This is a genomic window from Verrucosispora sp. TAA-831, assembly GCF_050780145.1.
In the GTDB taxonomy this organism is placed as follows: Bacteria; Actinomycetota; Actinomycetes; order Mycobacteriales; family Micromonosporaceae; genus Micromonospora.
This window is the reverse complement of the sequence record NZ_CP192240.1, coordinates 2,225,732-2,244,762: the sequence shown is the minus strand read 5'-3', so window position 1 is coordinate 2,244,762 and position 19,031 is coordinate 2,225,732. Positions and strand designations below refer to the sequence as shown.

General features: G+C 71.1%; 16 protein-coding genes. 2 read left to right on the top strand and 14 right to left on the bottom strand.

What is annotated here, in order from left to right:
- Positions 1-93: 93 nt before the first annotated feature.
- Complete coding sequence (hisS, locus tag ACQVFL_RS10185; protein WP_431729233.1) at positions 94-1,422, bottom strand: histidine--tRNA ligase; 1,329 nt, start codon at positions 1,420-1,422, stop codon at positions 94-96.
- A gap of 52 nt (positions 1,423-1,474) precedes the next feature.
- Positions 1,475-2,194: an MBL fold metallo-hydrolase gene (locus tag ACQVFL_RS10180; protein ID WP_396698872.1), complete on the bottom strand. Its 720-nt coding sequence runs from the start codon at positions 2,192-2,194 to the stop codon at positions 1,475-1,477.
- Between the two features lie 247 nt (positions 2,195-2,441).
- On the opposite strand from ACQVFL_RS10180, the gene ACQVFL_RS10175 reads away from it, so the two are divergent.
- Complete coding sequence (locus tag ACQVFL_RS10175; protein WP_396698871.1) at positions 2,442-3,353, top strand: peptidylprolyl isomerase; 912 nt, start codon at positions 2,442-2,444, stop codon at positions 3,351-3,353.
- A 62-nt stretch (positions 3,354-3,415) separates the two neighbouring features.
- Complete coding sequence (locus ACQVFL_RS10170) at positions 3,416-4,255, top strand: peptidylprolyl isomerase (protein ID WP_396698869.1); 840 nt, start codon at positions 3,416-3,418, stop codon at positions 4,253-4,255.
- 372 nt (positions 4,256-4,627) lie between these two features.
- Here ACQVFL_RS10170 and ACQVFL_RS10165 read toward each other — a convergent pair whose 3' ends face one another.
- From ACQVFL_RS10165 to ACQVFL_RS10110, 12 genes are all read right to left on the bottom strand, one after another.
- Positions 4,628-7,072, bottom strand: a complete 2,445-nt coding sequence (locus ACQVFL_RS10165; RefSeq protein WP_396698958.1) for a RelA/SpoT family protein — start codon at positions 7,070-7,072, stop codon at positions 4,628-4,630.
- Between the two features lie 197 nt (positions 7,073-7,269).
- Positions 7,270-7,836: an adenine phosphoribosyltransferase gene (locus ACQVFL_RS10160; protein ID WP_350695032.1), complete on the bottom strand. Its 567-nt coding sequence runs from the start codon at positions 7,834-7,836 to the stop codon at positions 7,270-7,272.
- A gap of 103 nt (positions 7,837-7,939) precedes the next feature.
- Complete coding sequence (gene secF, locus ACQVFL_RS10155) at positions 7,940-9,148, bottom strand: protein translocase subunit SecF (protein WP_396698867.1); 1,209 nt, start codon at positions 9,146-9,148, stop codon at positions 7,940-7,942.
- Position 9,149: 1 nt separating this feature from the next.
- On the bottom strand, positions 9,150-11,033 hold the full coding sequence (gene secD, locus ACQVFL_RS10150; protein WP_396698865.1) for a protein translocase subunit SecD: 1,884 nt from the start codon (positions 11,031-11,033) through the stop codon (positions 9,150-9,152).
- A gap of 290 nt (positions 11,034-11,323) precedes the next feature.
- The gene (gene yajC, locus ACQVFL_RS10145) at positions 11,324-11,662 is read right to left on the bottom strand and encodes a preprotein translocase subunit YajC (protein ID WP_350695037.1); all 339 of its coding nucleotides are present in this window, start codon (positions 11,660-11,662) and stop codon (positions 11,324-11,326) included.
- A gap of 135 nt (positions 11,663-11,797) precedes the next feature.
- Entirely contained in the window at positions 11,798-12,868 is a 1,071-nt protein-coding gene (gene ruvB / locus ACQVFL_RS10140; RefSeq protein ID WP_431729232.1) for a Holliday junction branch migration DNA helicase RuvB, read from the bottom strand.
- A complete protein-coding gene (gene ruvA / locus ACQVFL_RS10135; RefSeq protein ID WP_396698861.1) occupies positions 12,865-13,467 on the bottom strand; it encodes a Holliday junction branch migration protein RuvA in 603 nt (200 codons plus the stop codon). The genes ruvB and ruvA overlap by 4 nt, the downstream gene beginning before the upstream one ends.
- Positions 13,464-13,991, bottom strand: a complete 528-nt coding sequence (gene ruvC, locus ACQVFL_RS10130; protein ID WP_396698859.1) for a crossover junction endodeoxyribonuclease RuvC — start codon at positions 13,989-13,991, stop codon at positions 13,464-13,466. Before ruvC ends, ruvA begins: the two co-directional genes overlap by 4 nt.
- Before the next feature lie 138 nt (positions 13,992-14,129).
- Positions 14,130-15,242, bottom strand: coding sequence for a sodium:proton exchanger (locus ACQVFL_RS10125; protein ID WP_396698857.1), 1,113 nt, complete (start codon positions 15,240-15,242; stop codon positions 14,130-14,132).
- Positions 15,243-15,334: 92 nt separating this feature from the next.
- Positions 15,335-16,051: a DedA family protein gene (locus ACQVFL_RS10120; RefSeq protein WP_396698855.1), complete on the bottom strand. Its 717-nt coding sequence runs from the start codon at positions 16,049-16,051 to the stop codon at positions 15,335-15,337.
- Between the two features lie 216 nt (positions 16,052-16,267).
- Positions 16,268-16,867, bottom strand: coding sequence for a TetR/AcrR family transcriptional regulator (locus ACQVFL_RS10115; protein WP_431729231.1), 600 nt, complete (start codon positions 16,865-16,867; stop codon positions 16,268-16,270).
- 19 nt (positions 16,868-16,886) lie between these two features.
- Entirely contained in the window at positions 16,887-18,449 is a 1,563-nt protein-coding gene (locus ACQVFL_RS10110; protein ID WP_431729230.1) for an MFS transporter, read from the bottom strand.
- Positions 18,450-19,031: the final 582 nt, after the last annotated feature.

The following is a 19,031-nucleotide window of genomic DNA, read 5'->3' as shown; positions in this document are numbered from 1 at the left end:
GGGCCCCCTCCTTACATCCGTGCCCTTCCTTGCATCCGAGCCGCCGCGGGTGTGGACGTCGTCGAGAGAGCCAGCGACGTCCGCACCCGCGGCCTAGCTCACCAGCGGTCGCAGGTCCGCCGCAGGAGGCGCCCACTCCCCCGCCGCCGCCACGACCTGCTCACCGGAGCGGATGTCCTTCACCTCGTCGGGGGCACCCTCCGCGCCCGGGAACCAGACGTACGGGATGCCGCGCCGCTGCGCGTACCGGATCTGCTTGCCGAACTTCGCCGCGCTCGGCGACACCTCGGTGGGTACGCCCCGCGACCGCAGCGCCTCGGCGACCCGGTTGCTGTCGGCCCGCAGCTCCTCGTTGGTCACCGCCACCAGCACGCAGGTCGGCACCTCTCGCGACACGGTCAGCGCCTCGGCGCCGAAGAGCAGCCCGAGCAGCCGGGTCACCCCGATCGAGATGCCCACTCCGGGGAAGCGGGTGGTCCCGGCGCTGGCCAGGTTGTCGTACCGGCCACCGGAGCAGATCGAGCCGAACTTCTCATACCCGATCATCTGCGTCTCGTACACGGTGCCGGTGTAGTAGTCCAGGCCCCGGGCGATGCGCAGGTCGGCCACGCAGAGGCCGGGCGAGTGCGCGGCGGCGGTCTCCACCACGGCGGTCAGCTCCGCGACGCCCTCGTCCAGCAACGGGTCGTCGACCCCGAGCGCGCGGACGGCGTCGGCGAACGAGGCGTCCGGCGCGGAGATCTCGGCCAGCGCCAGGCACGCCTTGGCCTGCGCCTCGCTCGCCCCGGCCGTGGTCGCCAGCAGCTCCGCCACACCGGCCGGGCCGATCTTGTCGAGTTTGTCGACCGCGCGCAGCGCCGCCTCGGGGTCGGTCAGCCCGATGCCCCGGTAGAAGCCCTCGCAGATCTTGCGGTTGTTGACCTGGATGCGGACCGGTGGGATCGGCAGCGCCCGCAGCGCGTCGCCGATGACCAGCGGCATCTCCGCCTCGTGGTGCCCGGCGAGGGTGTCCCGGTCGACGATGTCGATGTCGGCCTGGAGGAACTCGCGGTACCGCCCCTCCTGCGGACGCTCACCCCGCCACACCTTCTGGATCTGGTAGCGGCGGAACGGGAACTGGAGCTTGCCGGCGTTCTCCAGCACGTACCGGGCGAACGGCACGGTCAGGTCGAAGTGCAGGCCGAGGGTGTCGTCACCGGCCGGACCCTCCGGATCGCCCTGTAGGCGCCGGATCACGTAGACCTCCTTGGAGGTCTCCCCCTTGCGCAGCAACTGGTCCAGCGGCTCGACGGCCCGGGTCTCCAGCGGCGCGAAGCCGTACAGCTCGAAGGTGGACCGGATCCGGTCCAGGACGTACTGCTCGATCATCCGCTGGGCGGGCGTCCACTCCGGGAAGCCGGAGATGGGCGTGGGCTTGCTCATGATGCTCCTTCGGCACCCGCGCGCGGCGCGGGGAGGTCCTGGTCCGCGGCGGCTACAGGCCGCGGGTGGGGGCCGCCGGTCGTCCGCCGTCCATCCCGGCCACCTCGACGAGGTACGGATTGGTGGCGCGCTCGCGGCCGATGGTGGTGGTGGGGCCGTGGCCGGGCAGTACGACGGTGTCGTCGGCGAGTGGGAGGATCTTGTCCCGCAGGCTGGTGACCATCGTCGGCATGTCGCCGCCGGCCAGGTCGGTGCGGCCGATCGAGCCGGCGAACAGCACGTCACCGGAGAGGCAGATCTGCTCCGCCTCCCAGGGCGAGCCGGCGCCGGGCAGCCGGAACAGCACCGACCCGCCGGTATGGCCCGGCGCGTGGTCGACGGTGATCTCCAACCCGGCGAGGCTGAGCGTCGTGCCGTCGGCCAGTTCCGCGACGTCCTCCGGCTCGGCGTACGGCAGCCGGCCACCGAAGAGCTGGGTGAGGTCCATCGACAGGGCTTTCGTCGGGTCGGCCAGCATCTCCCGGTCGGCCGGGTGCACGTACGCGGTGATGCCACGCGCCCCGCACACCGGCGCCACGGAGAAGGTGTGGTCGAGGTGCCCGTGGGTGAGCAGGACGGCCGCCGGGTGCAGGCGGTGCTCGGCGAGCAGAGCGTCGAGCCGGTCGATCACCCCGATGCCGGGGTCGACCACCACGCACTGCTCCCCCGGCGCGGCGGCGACCACATAGCAGTTGGTGCCGAAGGCGTCCGCGGGAAAGCCGGCCACGAGCACGTCCGCTCCCCTTCCGTCGAGTCGTCCTCGCCAGCAGCCTACCGGCGTCCCCGGCGGACCCGGACCGCTCGGTCCTCGCGGCACGCGGGGGCAGTGACGGACTCCGATGCGGATGTGCAACGACCTCGTACACGACTTTCCCAGCCGGTACCCGTACACTCTGGCGGGCGTGTGGCGTGGCGCACCTGCCGCCCGACGGGTACGCGACCACCAGGTGACGACCAGGGTAGAGGAAAGGGGAGCACGGGTGGCTTCCAGCAGGGACCGGCAGCGCAAACTGGCGCGGGCCAAGCTCGACCGGCAACAGGCCCGCCGGGCCGCCACCGTCAGGCGCCGTCGGCGCATTCGAGCCGGTGTCGGTACCGCCCTGATCCTCGTGCTGGTCGTCGCCGGCTCGGCGTGGGCGCTGGGCGCCTTCGACCGCGAACCGACGCAGGACACCGCGAACGACGAGGTCTGCCTCTGGACCCCGCAGAACACCGAGGGCAACCCGAACCTCCGCCAGGTCGGCGAACCGGCCGCCACCGGTCTGCCGGTGACCGGCACCCGGCCGATGACGATCACCACCAACCAGGGCGACCCGATCTCGGTCGAACTGGACCTGGCGAATGCCCCGTGCGCCGCCGCGAGCATCGCCCACCTGGCCGGGCAGGGCTTCTACAACGACACCAAGTGCCACGAGATCACCGCCGACGGGGCGGTGCGCTGCGGCGACCCGAGCGGCACCGGCCTCGGCGGCCCGTCGTACTCGTTCCACAACGAGAACGTGCCGACCGCGCCGGAGGCGTCGCCCAGCCCGTCGCCGGACTCACCGCCCACGTACCCCAAGGGCACGGTGGCGATGATCAGCAACCCGCCGGGCGCCAACGGCAGCCAGTTCCTGATCTTCTTCGAGGACTTCACCACCGCCGAGCCGGCCTTCCCGGTCATCGGCCGGGTCACCGGCGGCCTGGACGTGGTGGAGAAGATCGGCGCCCTGCCGACCGTGGAGAATGAGGCTGGGGAGAAGGTCAAGCCGAAGGACGACGACGTGGTCATCCAGAGCCTGACCGTCGGCGAGCCGGGGCTGGACCCGGCGTCACCGGCCGAGCCGACGCCGAACGGCACGGCGAGCCCGGCGGCCTCCGGCGCACCCGAGGCCAGCGCGAGCGCCGGCTGAGCGACACCCGGCGGTTCCACCCACCGCAGCGGCATCCACATACAGTCCAGGAGGATCGAGGCGTGACGTCCACCAGAGAGCGGCAGCGCGCGGCGGCCCGCGCCCGGCTCGAGAAGGAGATGGCCGAGCGGGCGACGCGGGCGCGCAAGCGCCGCCAGACCCAGGCGGTGGTCGGGGCCGGAGTGGTCCTGCTGCTGGTGGTCGCCGGCACGGCCTGGCTCGCCACCAACCTGATCGGCGACGACAGCGGCGGCGACACCGCGGCCCAGGGCGGCAGCACCGCGGAGTGCGGCTGGGTGGAGATCCCGGCGGGTGAGCGGACCCCGACGACCAAGGACGTCGGGCTGCCGGACACCGAGCAGAGCCGGGTCGGCACCCAGACCATGACGATCACCACCAACCTCGGTCCGATCACGGCCCGCATCGACCGGGCGGCCGTGCCGTGCACCGCGGGCAGCTTCACCCACCTGGCCGAGCAGAACTTCTTCGACAACACCAAGTGCCACCGCCTGGTGACCGAGGGCATCAAGGTGCTCCAGTGCGGTGACCCGAGCTCCACCGGCGACGGCTGGCGGGAGACCGACGGCACCGGCGGCCCGGCCTACCGCATGCCGGAGGAGAACCTGCCCACCGACAAGCGTCCGCCGTACGAGGCCGGCGTCATCGCGATGGCCAACTCCGGTCAGCCGGCCAGCACGGGCAGCCAGTTCTTCATCGTCTACGGCGACTCGCCGCTGGACCCGAACTACACCGTGCTCGGCACGATCACCGACGGGATGGACATCGTCAACGACGTCGCCAAGGCCGGTGACGACGGCGCGTTCGCCCAGCAGGCCGGTGGCGGTCACCCCAAGAAGGAGATCGTCATCACCGACCTCACCATGAGCGCACCCACCGGCTGAGCTCCCCCGCACACCACGAAGCGCCCGTCGGCCCAGCCGACGGGCGCTTCGTCATCCCCCACCCCACCCGCCACCTACCCTGCCCCCTGCCCCCTGCCCCCTGCCCCCTGCCCCCGCGATCATGGAGTTGTGGCTGGCGCATAGGAGGACAAAGCACCCATAAGATCAGCCATAAGTCCATGATCGACGCAGGCGACGCGCGGGGCGCAGGCGAGGGCGTCGGGCGCGGGGCGACGCGCGGGCGACGCGGGTGGACGGACGACGGCGGGTGGGTGACGCGGGCGGGAATCGTCAGGGACCAGGCCAGCGGCGTGAGGGACGGAGACCACAGCGGCGGCGCCGGGTCCCCGGGGACGGAACGAGGCGGGTCGGTCAGGCGCCGGAGGTCACCCGGTAGGCGTCGAAGACGCCGTCGACCTTGCGGACGGCGGCCAGCAGGTGCCCCAGGTGCTTCGGGTCGGCCATCTCGAAGCTGAACCGGCTCACCGCCACCCGGTCCCGGGTGGTGGTGACGGTGGCGGAGAGGATGTTGACCCGCTCCTCGGAGAGCACCCGGGTGACGTCTGCCAGCAGCTTGTGCCGGTCCAGCGCCTCCACCTGGATGGCGACCAGGAACGTCGAGGCGGAGGTGAGCTTCCAGCTCACCTCGACCACCCGTTCGCCCTGGGCGCGCAGATCCTCGGCGTTGGCACAGTCGTCGCGGTGCACGCTGACCCCGCCGGAGCGCGTCACGAAGCCGAACACCGTGTCCGGCGGCACCGGGGTGCAGCAGCGGGCCAGCTTGATCCAGACGTCGCTGACGCCGCGTACGACCACACCCGGGTCGTGGCTGGAGGCCCGGCTGCGCGGCGGCCGGGTGGCCACGGCGGTCTCGGCGATGTCCTCGGCCGCGCCCTCCTCGCCGCCGTAGGTGGCCATCAGCTTCTGCACCACCGACTGCGCGGAGACCTGACTGTCCCCCACCGCCGCGTACAGCGACGCCACATCGGCCAGGTGCAGGTCCCGGGCGATCGCCATCAGGTTGTCGGAGGTGAGCATCCGCTGCAACGGCATGCCCTGCTTGCGCATCGCCTTGACGATCGCGTCCTTGCCCTCCTCGATCGCCTCCTCGCGGCGCTCCTTGTTGAAGTACTGCCGGATCTTCGTCCGCGCCCGGGGGCTCTTGACGAATCCCAACCAGTCCTGCGTCGGCCCGGCCGTCTCCGACTTCGAGGTGAAGATCTCGATCACGTCGCCGTTGGACAGCGTCGACTCCAACGGCACCAATTTGCCGTTGACCCGCGCCCCGATGCACTTGTGCCCCACCTCGGTGTGCACCGCGTACGCGAAGTCCACCGGCGTCGACCCCGTCGGCAACGGGATCACGTCGCCCTTCGGGGTGAAGACGTACACCTCCTGGCTGGACAGGTCGAACCGCAACGCGTCCAGGAACTCGCTCGGGTCCGCCGCCTCCCGCTGCCAGTCCAGCAACTGCCGCAGCCACGTCATCTCGTCGATGTGCGCCGGCGGCCCGACGATCTGGGTGCCCTTCTCCTTGTACTTCCAGTGCGCCGCGATACCGAACTCCGCCGTACGGTGCATCGCGTACGTCCGGATCTGCATCTCCACCGGCTTGCCGGTCGGCCCGATCACCGTGGTGTGCAGCGACTGGTACATGTTGAACTTGGGCATCGCGATGTAGTCCTTGAACCGCCCCGGCACCGGCTGCCAGTTCGCGTGGATCACCCCCAACGCGGCGTAGCAGTCCCGCACCGTGTCGACCAGGATCCGCACACCCACCAGGTCGTAGATGTCGTTGAAGTCCCGACCCCGCACGATCATCTTCTGGTAGATCGAGTACAGGTGCTTCGGCCGACCCGTCGTCTCCGCCTTGATCTTGGCGGCCTTCAGGTCGACCTGGACCTTCTGCGTCACCTGCCGCAGCAACGCCTCGCGCTGCGGCTGGTGCTCTCCGATCAGCCGGTTGATCTCCTCGAACCGCTTCGGGAACAGCGTCCCGAACGCGAGGTCCTCCAGTTCCCACTTGATGGTGTTCATACCCAGGCGGTGGGCCAGCGGGGCGAGGATCTCCAGCGTCTCCTTGGCCTTCTGCTCCCGCTTCGGCGCGGGCAGGAAGGAGAGCGTCCGCATGTTGTGCAGCCGGTCGGCCAGCTTGATCACCAGGACGCGGGGGTCCTTGGCCATGGCGACGACCATCTTGCGGATCGTCTCGGCCTTCGCCGCGTCGCCGAGCTTGACCTTGTCGAGCTTGGTGACGCCGTCGACCAGCAGCGCGACCTCGCCGCCGAAGTCGGTGCGCATCTGGTCCAGCGAGTATTCGGTGTCCTCGATGGTGTCGTGCAGCAGCGCGGCGACCAGCGTGGTGGTGTCCATGCCCAGGTTGGCCAGGATGGTGGCCACCGCCAGCGGGTGGGTGATGTACGGGTCGCCGGACTTGCGGTACTGACCGGAGTGCCACCGCGCGGCGGTGTCGAAGGCACGTTGCAGCAGCCGGGCGTCCGCCTTGGGGTGGTTCTCCCGGTGTGACGAGATCAGCGGCTCCAACACCTCGCTGACCTGGGAGGACTGCCACGGCGCGTTGAACCGCGCCAGCCTCGCCCGGACCCGTCGCCCGGTGGGCGCGTTGGACAGCCCGAACCCGCTGCTCGGCAACGGGTCACCGGCGGCTGCGACGGACCCGCCGTCGGCCGCGCTGGGGACCGCCACGTCAGCGCTGGGGCGTACCGTACCGGGCACCCCGGCCACGGCCGGTGTGGCGCCGTCGGGGTCGGTCAGCGAGCCGTTCGCGTCACCTGTCGGGTGCACCGTGCCCTCCACCGGAGGGACGACATCGTGGGACACCGGCCTCCTCACCGCTCGCCGGGGAAACCGACCGTGCGTCGGCCGGTCTGGTCTCTCGCGCCTCTCGAACGGCTCACCGTCCGGTCAGCAATGGGCAATGCTACCCGCACCGACGGTGCCCTGCCGCTCCGCCGGACGTACCGTGCCGCCTCCGTCGCCGGGGGCGGGTCGGTTCAAACGGTCAGCAGGGCATGGACGGGACGCGGCGCCAGTTTCGCCCGCCCGCCGAGGAAGGAGAGCTCCAGCAGCACGGTGAAACCGGCGACCGTGCCGCCGGCCCGTTCCACCAGGTCCAGGGTCGCCGCGGCGGTGCCGCCGGTGGCGAGTACGTCGTCCACCACCAGCACCCGGTGCCCGGCGGTGAACGCGTCCTGGTGCACCTCCAGCGTCGCCTCGCCGTACTCCAGCTCGTAGGAGGCGGCGTACGCGGGACGGGGCAGCTTGCCGGCCTTGCGCACCGGCACCACACCGACCCCGGTCGCGTACGCGATCGCGGCGGCGACCACGAAGCCGCGCGCCTCGATGCCGACCACGGTGTCGAAGGAGTCCCGCCCGTGGTGGGCGACGATCCCGTCGATCACGGTGCGGAAGGTCTCTCCGTCGGCGAACAGCGGCATCAGGTCCTTGAACATGACGCCCGGCTTCGGGAAGTCGGGCACGTCCAGCACCCGGCTGGCGACCAGCCGGGCGGTCTCCGGGCCGCTGTCGCCGCGTACCGCGGTGCTGTGGGTCTCCGTCACGACGCTTCCGTTCCCTTCCACCAGACAACGGCGCCCTGCACGCTGTTCGCACAGCATGCAGGACGCCGTCGTGTTCGTCCCTACCGGGTCGGTCCCGGCCCGGTCAGCGCCGTTTGCCGCCACCCGGGCGGTTGCCGCCACCGCCGCTCGGGCGGCCGCCACGGGCGCCACCGGAGCGCTTGCCGGCCGGACGCGCACCCACCTTCGGCGCGGCGGCACCGGCCAGGGCCGCACCCGCCTCGGCGGTCACCGGCTCCTCGTCGGTGTCGGTCGTCTCGGTCGACTCCGCCTTGCGGGAGCCCTTGGTCGTCGCGGCGTCCCGGGTCGTCCCGGCCCGCCGGGCCTGCACCCGCTTGTTGTGCGCGTCGATCCGCGGGTCGCGGTTCTTGAGCACCACCAGCAGCGGCGTGGCCAGGGTGATCGAGGTGATGAAGGCCATCGCCATACCGACGAAGAGCACCAGGCCGAGGTCCTTCAGGGTGCCCGCGCCGAGCAGGCCGGCACCGATGAAGAGGATGCCGCCGACCGGGAGCAGCGCGACCACCGAGGTGTTGATCGACCGCATCAGGCTCTGGTTGACGGCCAGGTTGGCTGCCTCGGCGTACGTCTGGGTGTTGCTCGCGGTGATCCCTCTGGTGTTCTCCTGCACCTTGTCGAAGACCACCACCACGTCGTACAGGGCGAAGCCCAGGATGGTGAGGAATCCGACGATCGTCGACGGCGTGACCTCGAAGCCGACGATCGAGTAGAGGCCGGCGGTGAGGACCAGGTTCATCACCAGCGAGAAGATCGCCGCGATGGCCATGTTCAGCTCGAAGCGCAGCACCAGGTAGACGGTGACCAGCGCGATGAAGATGACCAGACCGAGCAGCGCCCGGTTGGTGACCTGGCTGCCCCACGCCTCGCTGACCCGGTTGCTGCTGATCGACTCGGGGTCGATGTTGAACTGCTGGCCCAGGGTGGTCTTGACCGCCTGGACCTGCTCGCCGTTCAGCTCGGTGGTGCGCAGCTCGTAGAAGTTGCCGCTGCCGCCGCCGACCTGCTGCGCGGTGACCACCGTGCCACCCTGGGCCGACAGTGCGTTCTGCGTGGCCGCCTCGGCGTCCTGGAGCGTGCCGACGCTGGTCGGGATCTGGAACGAGTTGCCACCGGCGAACTCGATGCCGAGCTTGAACCCGTTGAAGATGACGCTGGCCAGCGCGATCGTCGCCAGCACCGCGGCGATGGTGAACCACATCTTGCGCTTGCCGACGATGTTGAGGCCGGCCTCGCCCCGGTAGAGGCGAGCTGCCAGACCGTTCTCAGCGGACATGTCACGCCTCCTTGGCGCGCTGGTTGCGAGGCTGGGTCGGCGCCGAGCGGGCGGGCAGCACCCGGCCGAGCCCGCTGACCCGCGGGGACAGGAACGCCTTGGTGCTGGCGAGCATCGTCATGATCGGGTGTCGGAACAGGAACACCACGAGCAGGTCGAGCACCGTGGCCAGACCGAGGGCGAAGGCGAAACCCTTCACCGTGCCGACCGAGACGATGTAGAGCACCACCGCCGAGAGGATGGTGATGGCGTTGGCCGAGATGATCGTCCGGCGGGCCCGGATCCAGGCTCGCGGCACCGCGCTGCGCGGGCTGCGGCCCTCGCGGATCTCGTCCTTGAGTCGTTCGAAGTAGATGACGAACGAGTCCGCCGCCACACCGAGCGAGACGATGATGCCGGCGATGCCGGCGAGGGTGAGCGTGAAGCCGATCTGCCGGCCGAGGAACACCAGCGAGCCGAAGAGCAGCAGCGCCGAGGCGACCAGGCTCAGGAAGATGACCGAGCCGAGCAGGCGGTAGTAGAAGAACGAGTAGATGATGACCAGCAGCATGCCGATGCCGGCCGCGAGCAGACCGGCCCGCAGGTGGCTGGCGCCCAGCGTGGCGGTGACGTTCTGCTGCTCCTGCGGCTCGAAGGTGACCGGCAGGGCACCGTAGCTGAGGTAGCCGGCCAGCTCGCTGGCCTCGGCGTTGGTGAAGTTGCCGGTGATCTGCGAGCTGCCGACGAGCACGCCCTGGATCTGCGGCGACGAGATGATCGTGTTGTCCAGCACCACGGCGACACGGCAGCGACCCTCGTCACCGAGCGCGGAGGCGTCACAGGCCTGGCCCTCGTTGTTGAACGCCTCGCGGGTCAGCGCGGTCCACTTCTCCCCGCCGCTGCGGGTGAAGTCCAGGCTGACCACCCACTGGCTGGTCTGGTCGCGCACCGCGGTGGCGCTGCTGACGTCGGTGCCGAGCACCTTCGCCACGTCCAGCAGGTTCTTGATGGAACCGGCCTCGCAGGAGACCGCCTGCTGCTCCGGGTCGGAGATCGAGGCCGGCGGCCGGTCGTCGAGCTGGAGGCAGCTGATGGTCGGCACGTTGAACTGCATCTGCGTCGGCAGCACCGCGACCTCGCGGCCGGACAGCTCGGCGAAGGGCGCGAGCTTCTCGGCCAGCGACGGGTCGGCGGCCAGGTCCGCCGGGGCCTGGAGGCCGGTGGCGGCGGCCCACGCCTCGGCGCCGACCTTCTGCTCGACGGCCTGCCGCTGCTCCTCGACGCTCTGCGGCACGTCCTCCTCGGCACTCGGCGAGGGCGAGGGGGTCGCGGCGGGCGACTCGGTGGGCGTCGGGGTCGGCGCGCCACCGCCCTGGCCACCGGCCGACGGCGAAGAGGTGACCTCGGCCTCGGGCGTGGGCGACGGGCTCGCGGCGGCGTCCCCGGACGGCGTCGGCTCGACCGACCCGCTCGGGGTCGGCGCCGGGGTGCGGACCGTGCCGCTGCCGTCGGCGATCTTCAGCACCTTGCGGAAGCGCAGCTCGGCGGCGCTGCCGACCTCGGTGAGGTCGCGGTTCTCGCCGGGCAGGGAGATGACGATGTTGCGGTCGCCCTCGGTGATCACCTCGGCCTCGGCCACGCCGTACGCGTTGACCCGGCTCTCGATGATCTGGCGGGCCTGTTCGAGGTTCTCCGCCGTCGGGGCCCGGCCGTCGAGGGTGTTGGTGGCCTCCAGCGTCAGCCGGGTACCACCGACCAGGTCAAGACCGAGACGAGGCTCGAGCCGTTCCTTCCAGCCCCCGCTGGCGCCGGCCGAGAAGAACACCAGAAGGTAGAGGACGATGAAGATGGCCCCGAGTACGGCCAACTGCCGTCCCGGGCGCATCTGTCCCTGAGGTGGTGCCACGGCTGTCCTGTCTCCCTGTACGGTCGCGCCGCCGCGGGCGCGGCGGCGGGTCGGCCGGCTGCCCGGCCCACGGTCTGCCTTCCGACGGCGCCCGGGCCGGTGCCGCCGCCTCGGGTGGCCGACGCGGACGCGTGGACCGGCCGAGCCGGAACACCGACGCCCGGCGTCGGCCATCTATCCAGTTGTCGCACTCGCGCCACGTGTGGCGGCCACCCGCACGGGGACGCGTCCGGGTGACTCCCACCCGGGCGCGGTGACCGCCGCGGCGGCGGCCCGGGTGGGCGCGGTGTTCAGTCCTTGACGGTGTCGCTCTCCTCGACGGGCGACTCGACCGGCCGCTCCGCCTTGGTGACCACCCGGGCGATCGCCGGGCGGGCGTAGCGGGTCTGCACTCCGGGAGCGATCTCGAGCAGCACGCTGTCGTCCTCGACGCCGGTCACCGTGCCGTAGAGCCCGCCGATGGTGACCACCTCGTCGCCGGCGGAGAGGCCGGTCTGCATCGCCTCGGCCTCACGGCGGCGCTTCTGCTGCGGGCGGATCATCATGAAGTACATGACGCCGAAGAGCAGCGCGATCATGAGGATCGGCGTGAAGCCCGCCGCTCCTCCGCCTTCTGCTGCGTAGAGCACGGTTGTAGACCTTCCCATTGGCCTCCATCACGGTGCTGGCACCGAGCGGAGGCGGATTTTCACATCCTGTGCGGACCGCGGCGAGTCTAGTCGCTCTATCTGGGAACGCCGAATGCGGCACAGATCACGAACAGATCACGGCTGGTCGCTGTCCACCGAGAACAAGTCGGGCACAGCAGGAGCCTCGAACCCAAATGTACCATTCGGGGGCGTACGTCCCAGGTGGTGCCAGGCGGCCTCGGTCGCCACCCGGCCGCGCGGCGTCCGGGCCAGCAGCCCGGCCCGCACCAGGAACGGCTCGCAGACCTCCTCCACGGTGTCCGGCTGCTCCCCCACCGCCACGGCCAGGGTGGACAGGCCGACCGGGCCGCCCCGGAACGAGTCCACCAGCGCGGTCAGCACCGCCCGGTCGAGGCGGTCGAGGCCGAGGGCGTCCACGTCGTACACGGTCAACGCCGAGCGCGCGGTCTCCACGGTGACCACCCCGTCGGCCCGGACCTCGGCGAAGTCGCGGACCCGGCGCAGCAGGCGGTTGGCGATCCGGGGAGTGCCCCGCGACCGGCCGGCGATCTCCGCCGCGCCGTCGTCGGTGATCGGCACGCCGAGGATCCGGGCCGAGCGGTGCAGCAGCAGCTCCAGCTCGGCGGGGACATAGAAGTCGAGGTGGGCGACGAACCCGAAACGGTCCCGCATCGGGCCGGTCAGCAGCCCGGCCCGGGTGGTCGCGCCGACCAGCGTGAACGGCTCGACGTCGAGCGGGATGGCGGTGGCCCCGGGTCCCTTGCCGACCACCACGTCGACCCGGAAGTCCTCCATCGCGCTGTAGAGCAACTCCTCGGCGGGGCGGGCGATCCGGTGCACCTCGTCGATGAAGAGCACGTCGCCCTCGGCGAGGCTGGTCAGGATCGCGGCCAGGTCGCCGGAGCGCTCGATCGCCGGGCCGCTGGTCACCCGGATGCCGGTGCCCAGCTCCGCGGCGACGATGTTGGCCAGGGTGGTCTTGCCGAGGCCGGGCGGCCCGGACAACAGGATGTGGTCCGGCGGCGAACCGCGCCGCATCGCGCCCTGCAACAGCAGGTCGAGCTGGTCCCGGACGCGGTGCTGGGCGATGAACTCGTCCAGCCGCTTCGGCCGGACACTGACCTCCGCGTCCCGCTCCGCATCGCTGACGTACGCCGAGACCAGCCCGCCGTCGGGCGCGGTCACCGGGACCGGCCCAGCAGCCGGATGGCCTGCTTGAGCAGCACCGGCACCGGCGGCGTGGGTCCGTCGACGGTCTCCGCGACGGCGGTGACCGCCTGGTCGGCCTGACCGGCCGTCCAGCCCAGCCCGATCAGCGCCTGGCGGACCTGCTCCGGCCAGGCCCCGCCGGTCACCCCGGCCGCGCCGTCGGCGCCGACGGCCACCGGGCCGATCCGGTCGCGCAGCTCCAGCACCAGACGTTCGGCGCCCTTCTTGCCGATCCCGGGTACGCGGGTCAGCGCGCCCGTGTCGGCGTTGGCGATCGCCTTGCGTACCGCGTCCGGGGTGTGCACGGCGAGCACCGCCTGGGCGAGCCGGGGCCCCACTCCGCTCGCGGTCTGGAGCAGCTCGAACAGCGCCCTCGCGTCGTCGTCGGCGAAGCCGTAGAGGGTGAGTGAGTCCTCCCGCACCACCAGGCTGGTGGCCAGCCGGGCCGACTGGCCCACCCGCAGGTCGGCGATGGTGCCGGGAGCGCACTGCACGGCCAGGCCGACCCCGCCCACCTCGATCACCGCGTGGGCCGGGCCGGTCGCGGTCACCACGCCGCTCACACTGGCGATCATCTCGCTCCTCCTCGTCTCGCCCGGTCCGCCGCGACGGCCAGTCTGGACCGGGTGCCACCCCGCCACACATGGCAGATGGCCAACGCGAGGGCGTCCGCGGCGTCGGCCGGACGCGGCGGCTCGGGCAGCCGCAACAACCGGGTGACCATCGCCGTGATCTGCGCCTTGTCCGCCTTCCCGGAGCCGGTCACCGCCGCCTTCACCTCGCTCGGCGTGTACGTCTGCACCGGCAGCCCGGCTCGCGCCCCGGCGAGGACGGCGATCCCGCTGGCCTGCGCGGTGCCCATCACCGTACGCACGTTGTGCTGGCTGAACACCCGCTCCACGGCCACGCTGTCCGGACGGTGCTCGGCGACCAGCTCGGTCAGCGAACGGTCCAGGTGCAACAGGCGGGCGGGCAGCTCGTCACCGGGATCGGTGTAGACGACGTAGTAGGCGATCAGCGTGCACGGCTTCCCCGGCACCCCCTCGACCACGCCGACCCCGCATCGGGTCAACCCCGGGTCGACGCCGAGCACCCGCACGCCGCCTCCTCCCCCGGCCACCGGCCAGTACGTGTGTTCGACACCCTACCGATGCCGTCTGCGAGACGTGCTCCGGGACACGCCCGCCGCCCGCCCACTCGGCCGCACCACCGGAGTCGCCGTGCGCCCGTGCCGGTCTCAGCCCCACCAGAACAGCGAGCCGAGCACGGTGTAGAGCGCCACCAGCGCCAGTCCTTCGAGGTGGTTGACCGTGCCGTCGATGGTCACGAAGACCACGAGCAGGGCCGCCACGATGACCGCGACGATCTGCAACGGCGGGAAGATCAACGTGAACTCACCGGCGCCGAGCAGCGGTGCGATCAGCATGAGCACCGGGGCCAGCATCAACGCGACCTGGAGCGCGCCCTCCATGGTGATCGCGGTGGCGGTGTCGGCGTCGCCCCGCAGGCTGAGCTGCACCGCCGGGGCGAGCTGCGACAGGTTGCCGACGGTGGCCACCAGGAAGAGACCGACGAAGGCGGCGTTGAGGTTCATCGCCTCGGTCGCCGGCAGCAGGGCGTCCATCAGCCAGTCCGCCTCGAACGCGATGAGCAGACCGGCCACCGCGACCAGGATCAGGACGCGTGGCAGCGGCCAGGTGCCCACCTTGGCCTCACCGGCTCCGTTGTGCACCGGCGGCGGCGCGTCGGCGTCCTTGCCGAGCCGGAACGGCAGCGACACCACGAACACGGTGAGCAGGGCGATCGCCACCACGTAGGAGACCGCGGTGGTGTGCTCGGCGGCGGGGGTGCCGAGGTTCACCGCGATCGCCGGAGTGATCAGGGTGGCCATCAGCAGCACGAGCATGACCCGGGTGACCTTGGCGTGCCGGCCGTCGATGCTCATCGTGCCGTTGCGCAGCCCACCGGCCAGATAGGACAGTCCGTTGCCCAGCAACAGCAGGTTGAGCACCGACCCGATCAACGCGGCCTGCACCACGGCCACCAGGCCGGCGCGGAGCGCGAAGATGCAGATGATCAGCTCGGGCAGGTTGCCGACCACCGCCTGGAAGGTGCCGATGGCGGCCGGACGCATCCGCCCACCGAGCTGGTCCAGCGAGCGTCCGAGCACCGCCGAGGCGAGGGTGATCGCGGCCAGCGTGACGAAGAAGCGCAGGACCGGCGCCGCGCCGGTGAGATGGGCCAGGGCGGCGAGCATCGCACCGAGTGCGGTCGCACCCCACAGGAGCATGTCCACCAGGCGCCCGACGTCCCGACGGGGCTGGTCGATCTCGGCCGCCGACGTCTGCATGATCGAACCCTATGGGGCGGGGCTACTCCGACCAACATCTCCGGTGGCCGGTGTGACCCGGGCGACCGCGCCCGGGTCACACCGGGCGACGCTCAGTGCTTGCCGTAGTGCTCCCGGGTCTCGCGGATCGCCTCCTCGGCCGCCGCGCGCTCCTGCGGGGTGACGCCCCGCTTGGCGGCCATCCGCGCCCGCAGCAGCTCGAACGCGATCGGCAGCACGGACAGCCCCACGATGGCGATCAGGATGTACTCGATGTTCGTCTTGACGAACGGGATCTGGCCCAGGAAGTAGCCGAGGACCGTCACGCCGGTGCCCCAGAGGATGCCGCCCACCACGTTGTAGATGACGAAGGTGCGGTAGTTCATCCGGCTGACCCCGGCGACGATCGGGGTGAACGTCCGCACGATCGGCACGAAGCGCGCCAGCACCACCGACCGGGCGCCGTACTTCTCGAAGAACTCGTGGGCCTTGAGCAGGTTCTCCTGCTTGAACAGACGCGAGTTCGGGCGTCGGAACAGCGCCGGGCCGACCTTGCGGCCGAACAGATATCCCACCTGGTCGCCGGCGATGGCGGCGATGGTGATGAGCAGGCACACCAGCCACAGCGGATACTTGAGGTACTGGCCGTCGGCGACCAGCAGCCCGGTGGTGAACAGCAGCGAGTCGCCCGGCAGGAAGAACCCGATCAGCAGGCCCGACTCGGCGAAGACGATCACCAGGATGCCGATCAACCCGAAGGTCGAGATCAACCACTCCGGATCGAGCCAGTCCGGGCCGAGAGCCAGGGTGGTGGTGATGGGCGTCGACAAGGAGACCTCCGAAGACCGCGGCAGGCGTCCCGACCGCCGCGGGACGCCCGTAGTCTAGGCCGCCGCCGATCGCCCCGGTGCCCGACATCAGTTCACACCGATTCGCGCAGGTCAGGGGCGTTGCGGTGGGTCGTGAGCCCGTCTCTCGTACCGCCGCGCCGTGCCCCTTGCGCGTCCGGACACCGTGCCGTGGTCGGCGATCGTGTCCCGTCCGCCTCAGCGGGCGGTGATGCCCTCCAGCACCTGGTCGACGACCTTCACCGGGAGGGTCGTGGTGTCGAGGTCCGGGTTCCAGTTCATCACCCGCTGGATGAGCATCGGGCCGGTGAGCATCGCCATAGTCACCTCGACGTCGAGGTCGGCGCGGAGTTCACCGTCGCGTACGCCCCGCCGCAGCACCTCCCGCATCACCGCCCGGCGCGGCTCGATGATGTTCTGGTAGAGCGCGTACTGCTCCGGGTCCCGTTTCACCACCGGCACCAGACACGGCATGATCTTCGCGGCCCGCGGGTCGATGTGCTGCCCGATGGTGCTGACCAGTGTGATCAGGTCGTCCCGGACGGACCGACCGGCCGGCTGCGGCGGGTCGCCCTTCAGCGTCCGCAACGCGTCGCTCAGCAACGCGTTCTTGCCCGGCCACCGGCGGTAGATGGTCGCCTTGCCGACCCCGGCCCGGGCGGCGATCGCCTCCACCGAGATCGCCTCGATCGTGCTGCCCTCCGCCAGCAGGTCCAGGGTCGCCTCGACGATGGCCTCGTCCGCGCGGACGCTCCGCGGCCGCCCGGGCGGTCGCGGAACGTCCGTACTGCTCGTCATGGCCGCATTGTTCCTGACATCAGGGCGCACCGGCCAACTCGGGCTCGCCGACCGGCACCGGCGCTGCGGCGTCGGCCCGGCCCGGCATCCACCGCAGCGCCACCACGACACCGGCCGCCGCGACCAGCGCGGCCAGCACCGCGGACAGGTGCATCGCCGAGACGAAGGCGTCGTCGGCCGCCGCGATCACCTGCGGTGCCGCCGGTCCGAGCTGACCCGCCACGCCGTACGCGCCGGAGATCGACTCGCCGGCCGCCGCCCGCGCCCCGGACGGCAGGTCCGCCACGGCCGGAGCGATTCCGGTGCGGTACCCGGCGGCCAGCACCGAGCCGATAACCGCGACACCCAGCGCGGCGGCGACCTGGCGGATGGTGTTGCTGACGGCGGAGCCGACGCCCGCCTTCTCCCGGGGCAGCGCCGACATGATCGACTCGGTGGCCGGCGGCATGATGTTCGCCATCCCGGTGCCCTGGAGGAAGAAGACGACCAGCACCACCCAGATCGGCGTGGTGGCGTCGACGAAGGCGAACGCGGCCAGCGACACCGTGGTCAGCAGCAGTCCCACCGTCGAGACGGCCCGCGCGCCGTACCGGCGGACCATGGTGGCGCTGCGGGGCGCGAAGACCAGTTGGGCCACCGCGAACGGCAGGAACAGCAGGCCGGTCTGCAACGGGCTGTAGCCGCGTACCAGTTGGAGATAGAACGAGCTGAAGAACATCACGCCCATGGCCGCGAAGAACACCAGCCCGATCATCGCCACCGGTGCGGCGAACCGTGGCACCCGGAACAGGCGTACGTCCAGCGACGGGTGGGTGCTGCGCCGCTCGTACGCGACGAACCAGGCCAGCACCGCCAGGCCGCCGAGGATCGTGGCCCAGACCAGTGGGCGACCGAAGCCGTGCTCGCCGCCGTCGATGATGCCGTACGTCAGGGTCACCAGGCCGACCACCGAGAGCAGGACACCGACCACGTCGACACGTCCCGGCGCGGGATCCCGCGACTCGGGCACCAGCAGCGCCACCAGGACCACGCCGATCGCCGTCACCGGCACGTTGATCAGGAAGACCGAGCCCCACCAGAAGTGCTCCAGCAGCAGCCCGCCGAGCACCGGACCGATCGCCACCGCAAGCCCCACCGCACCGGCCCAGATGCCGATGGCCCGTCCCCGTTCCCTCGGGTCGAAGACGTTGGAGATGATCGACAGGGTGGCCGGCATGATGGCCGCGCCGCCGACCCCCATCAGCGCGCGGGCCGCGATCAGTTGACCCGGATTCTGCGCGTACGCCGAGAGCAGCGAGGCCACTCCGAAGAGGACCAGCCCGATCAGCAGCATCCGCCGTCGCCCGGCCCGGTCACCCCACACCCCGAAGGTGAACAGCAGCCCGGCGAAGACCAGCGTGTACGAGTTGATCGACCACTCCAGTTCCCCCTGGGTGGCACCGAGCCCGTGCACCGGGTCGGCCAGCGTACGCAGCGCGACATTGAGGATCGTGTTGTCCAGGACGACGACGAGCAGGCTGATGACCAGCACTGCGAGGATCGCCCACCGCCTCGGGTGCCCGGTGTTCTCGTTCGGCTGCATCCCCCGACACCCTTCACATTTCGATACGGCCAAGTACCGTAATCATCCCGAGCGTAGGCGTCCCCATTCCGATACGGAACCGATCCGTATTCATTGTGACCCCAGTCACCACCCCTTCCCAGCGACACTCCGCTCCGCTGGCCCCGCTGGCCCGGGTGTAAGGAGGGGACCCTTCCTATGCACCAGGCGTTAGCAGGGGACCCCTCCTTACACCCACCCCCGCCCCGCCGGACCCGGATGCAAGGAGGGGTCCCCTCTTAACCTCTCGGCACCTCTCGGCGCGCGGGCACGGGAGGAGCGAGGAGGTGGGTTGATTTGTTGCTGCCATAGCGACAACAAATCAACCCACCTCCCGTGGGCACGCCTGACCCAGGCGCCGAGTATGGGGCTTTTGTCCGCTCTGGGCTTGGCGTGGGCGGAATTCATTGGCGGCGGGGGACGTTGTATCCGGTGACTGGCCACCGCAGAGCCCACACCCGGCTGCGGCAGATCCGGAGCGCCGGATCCCCTGCGGGAATGGCCCGCCTTCGCCAGTCGTTACACCTGGACCCGGCACCGCGAGCGGCCACCACACCGCGCCAG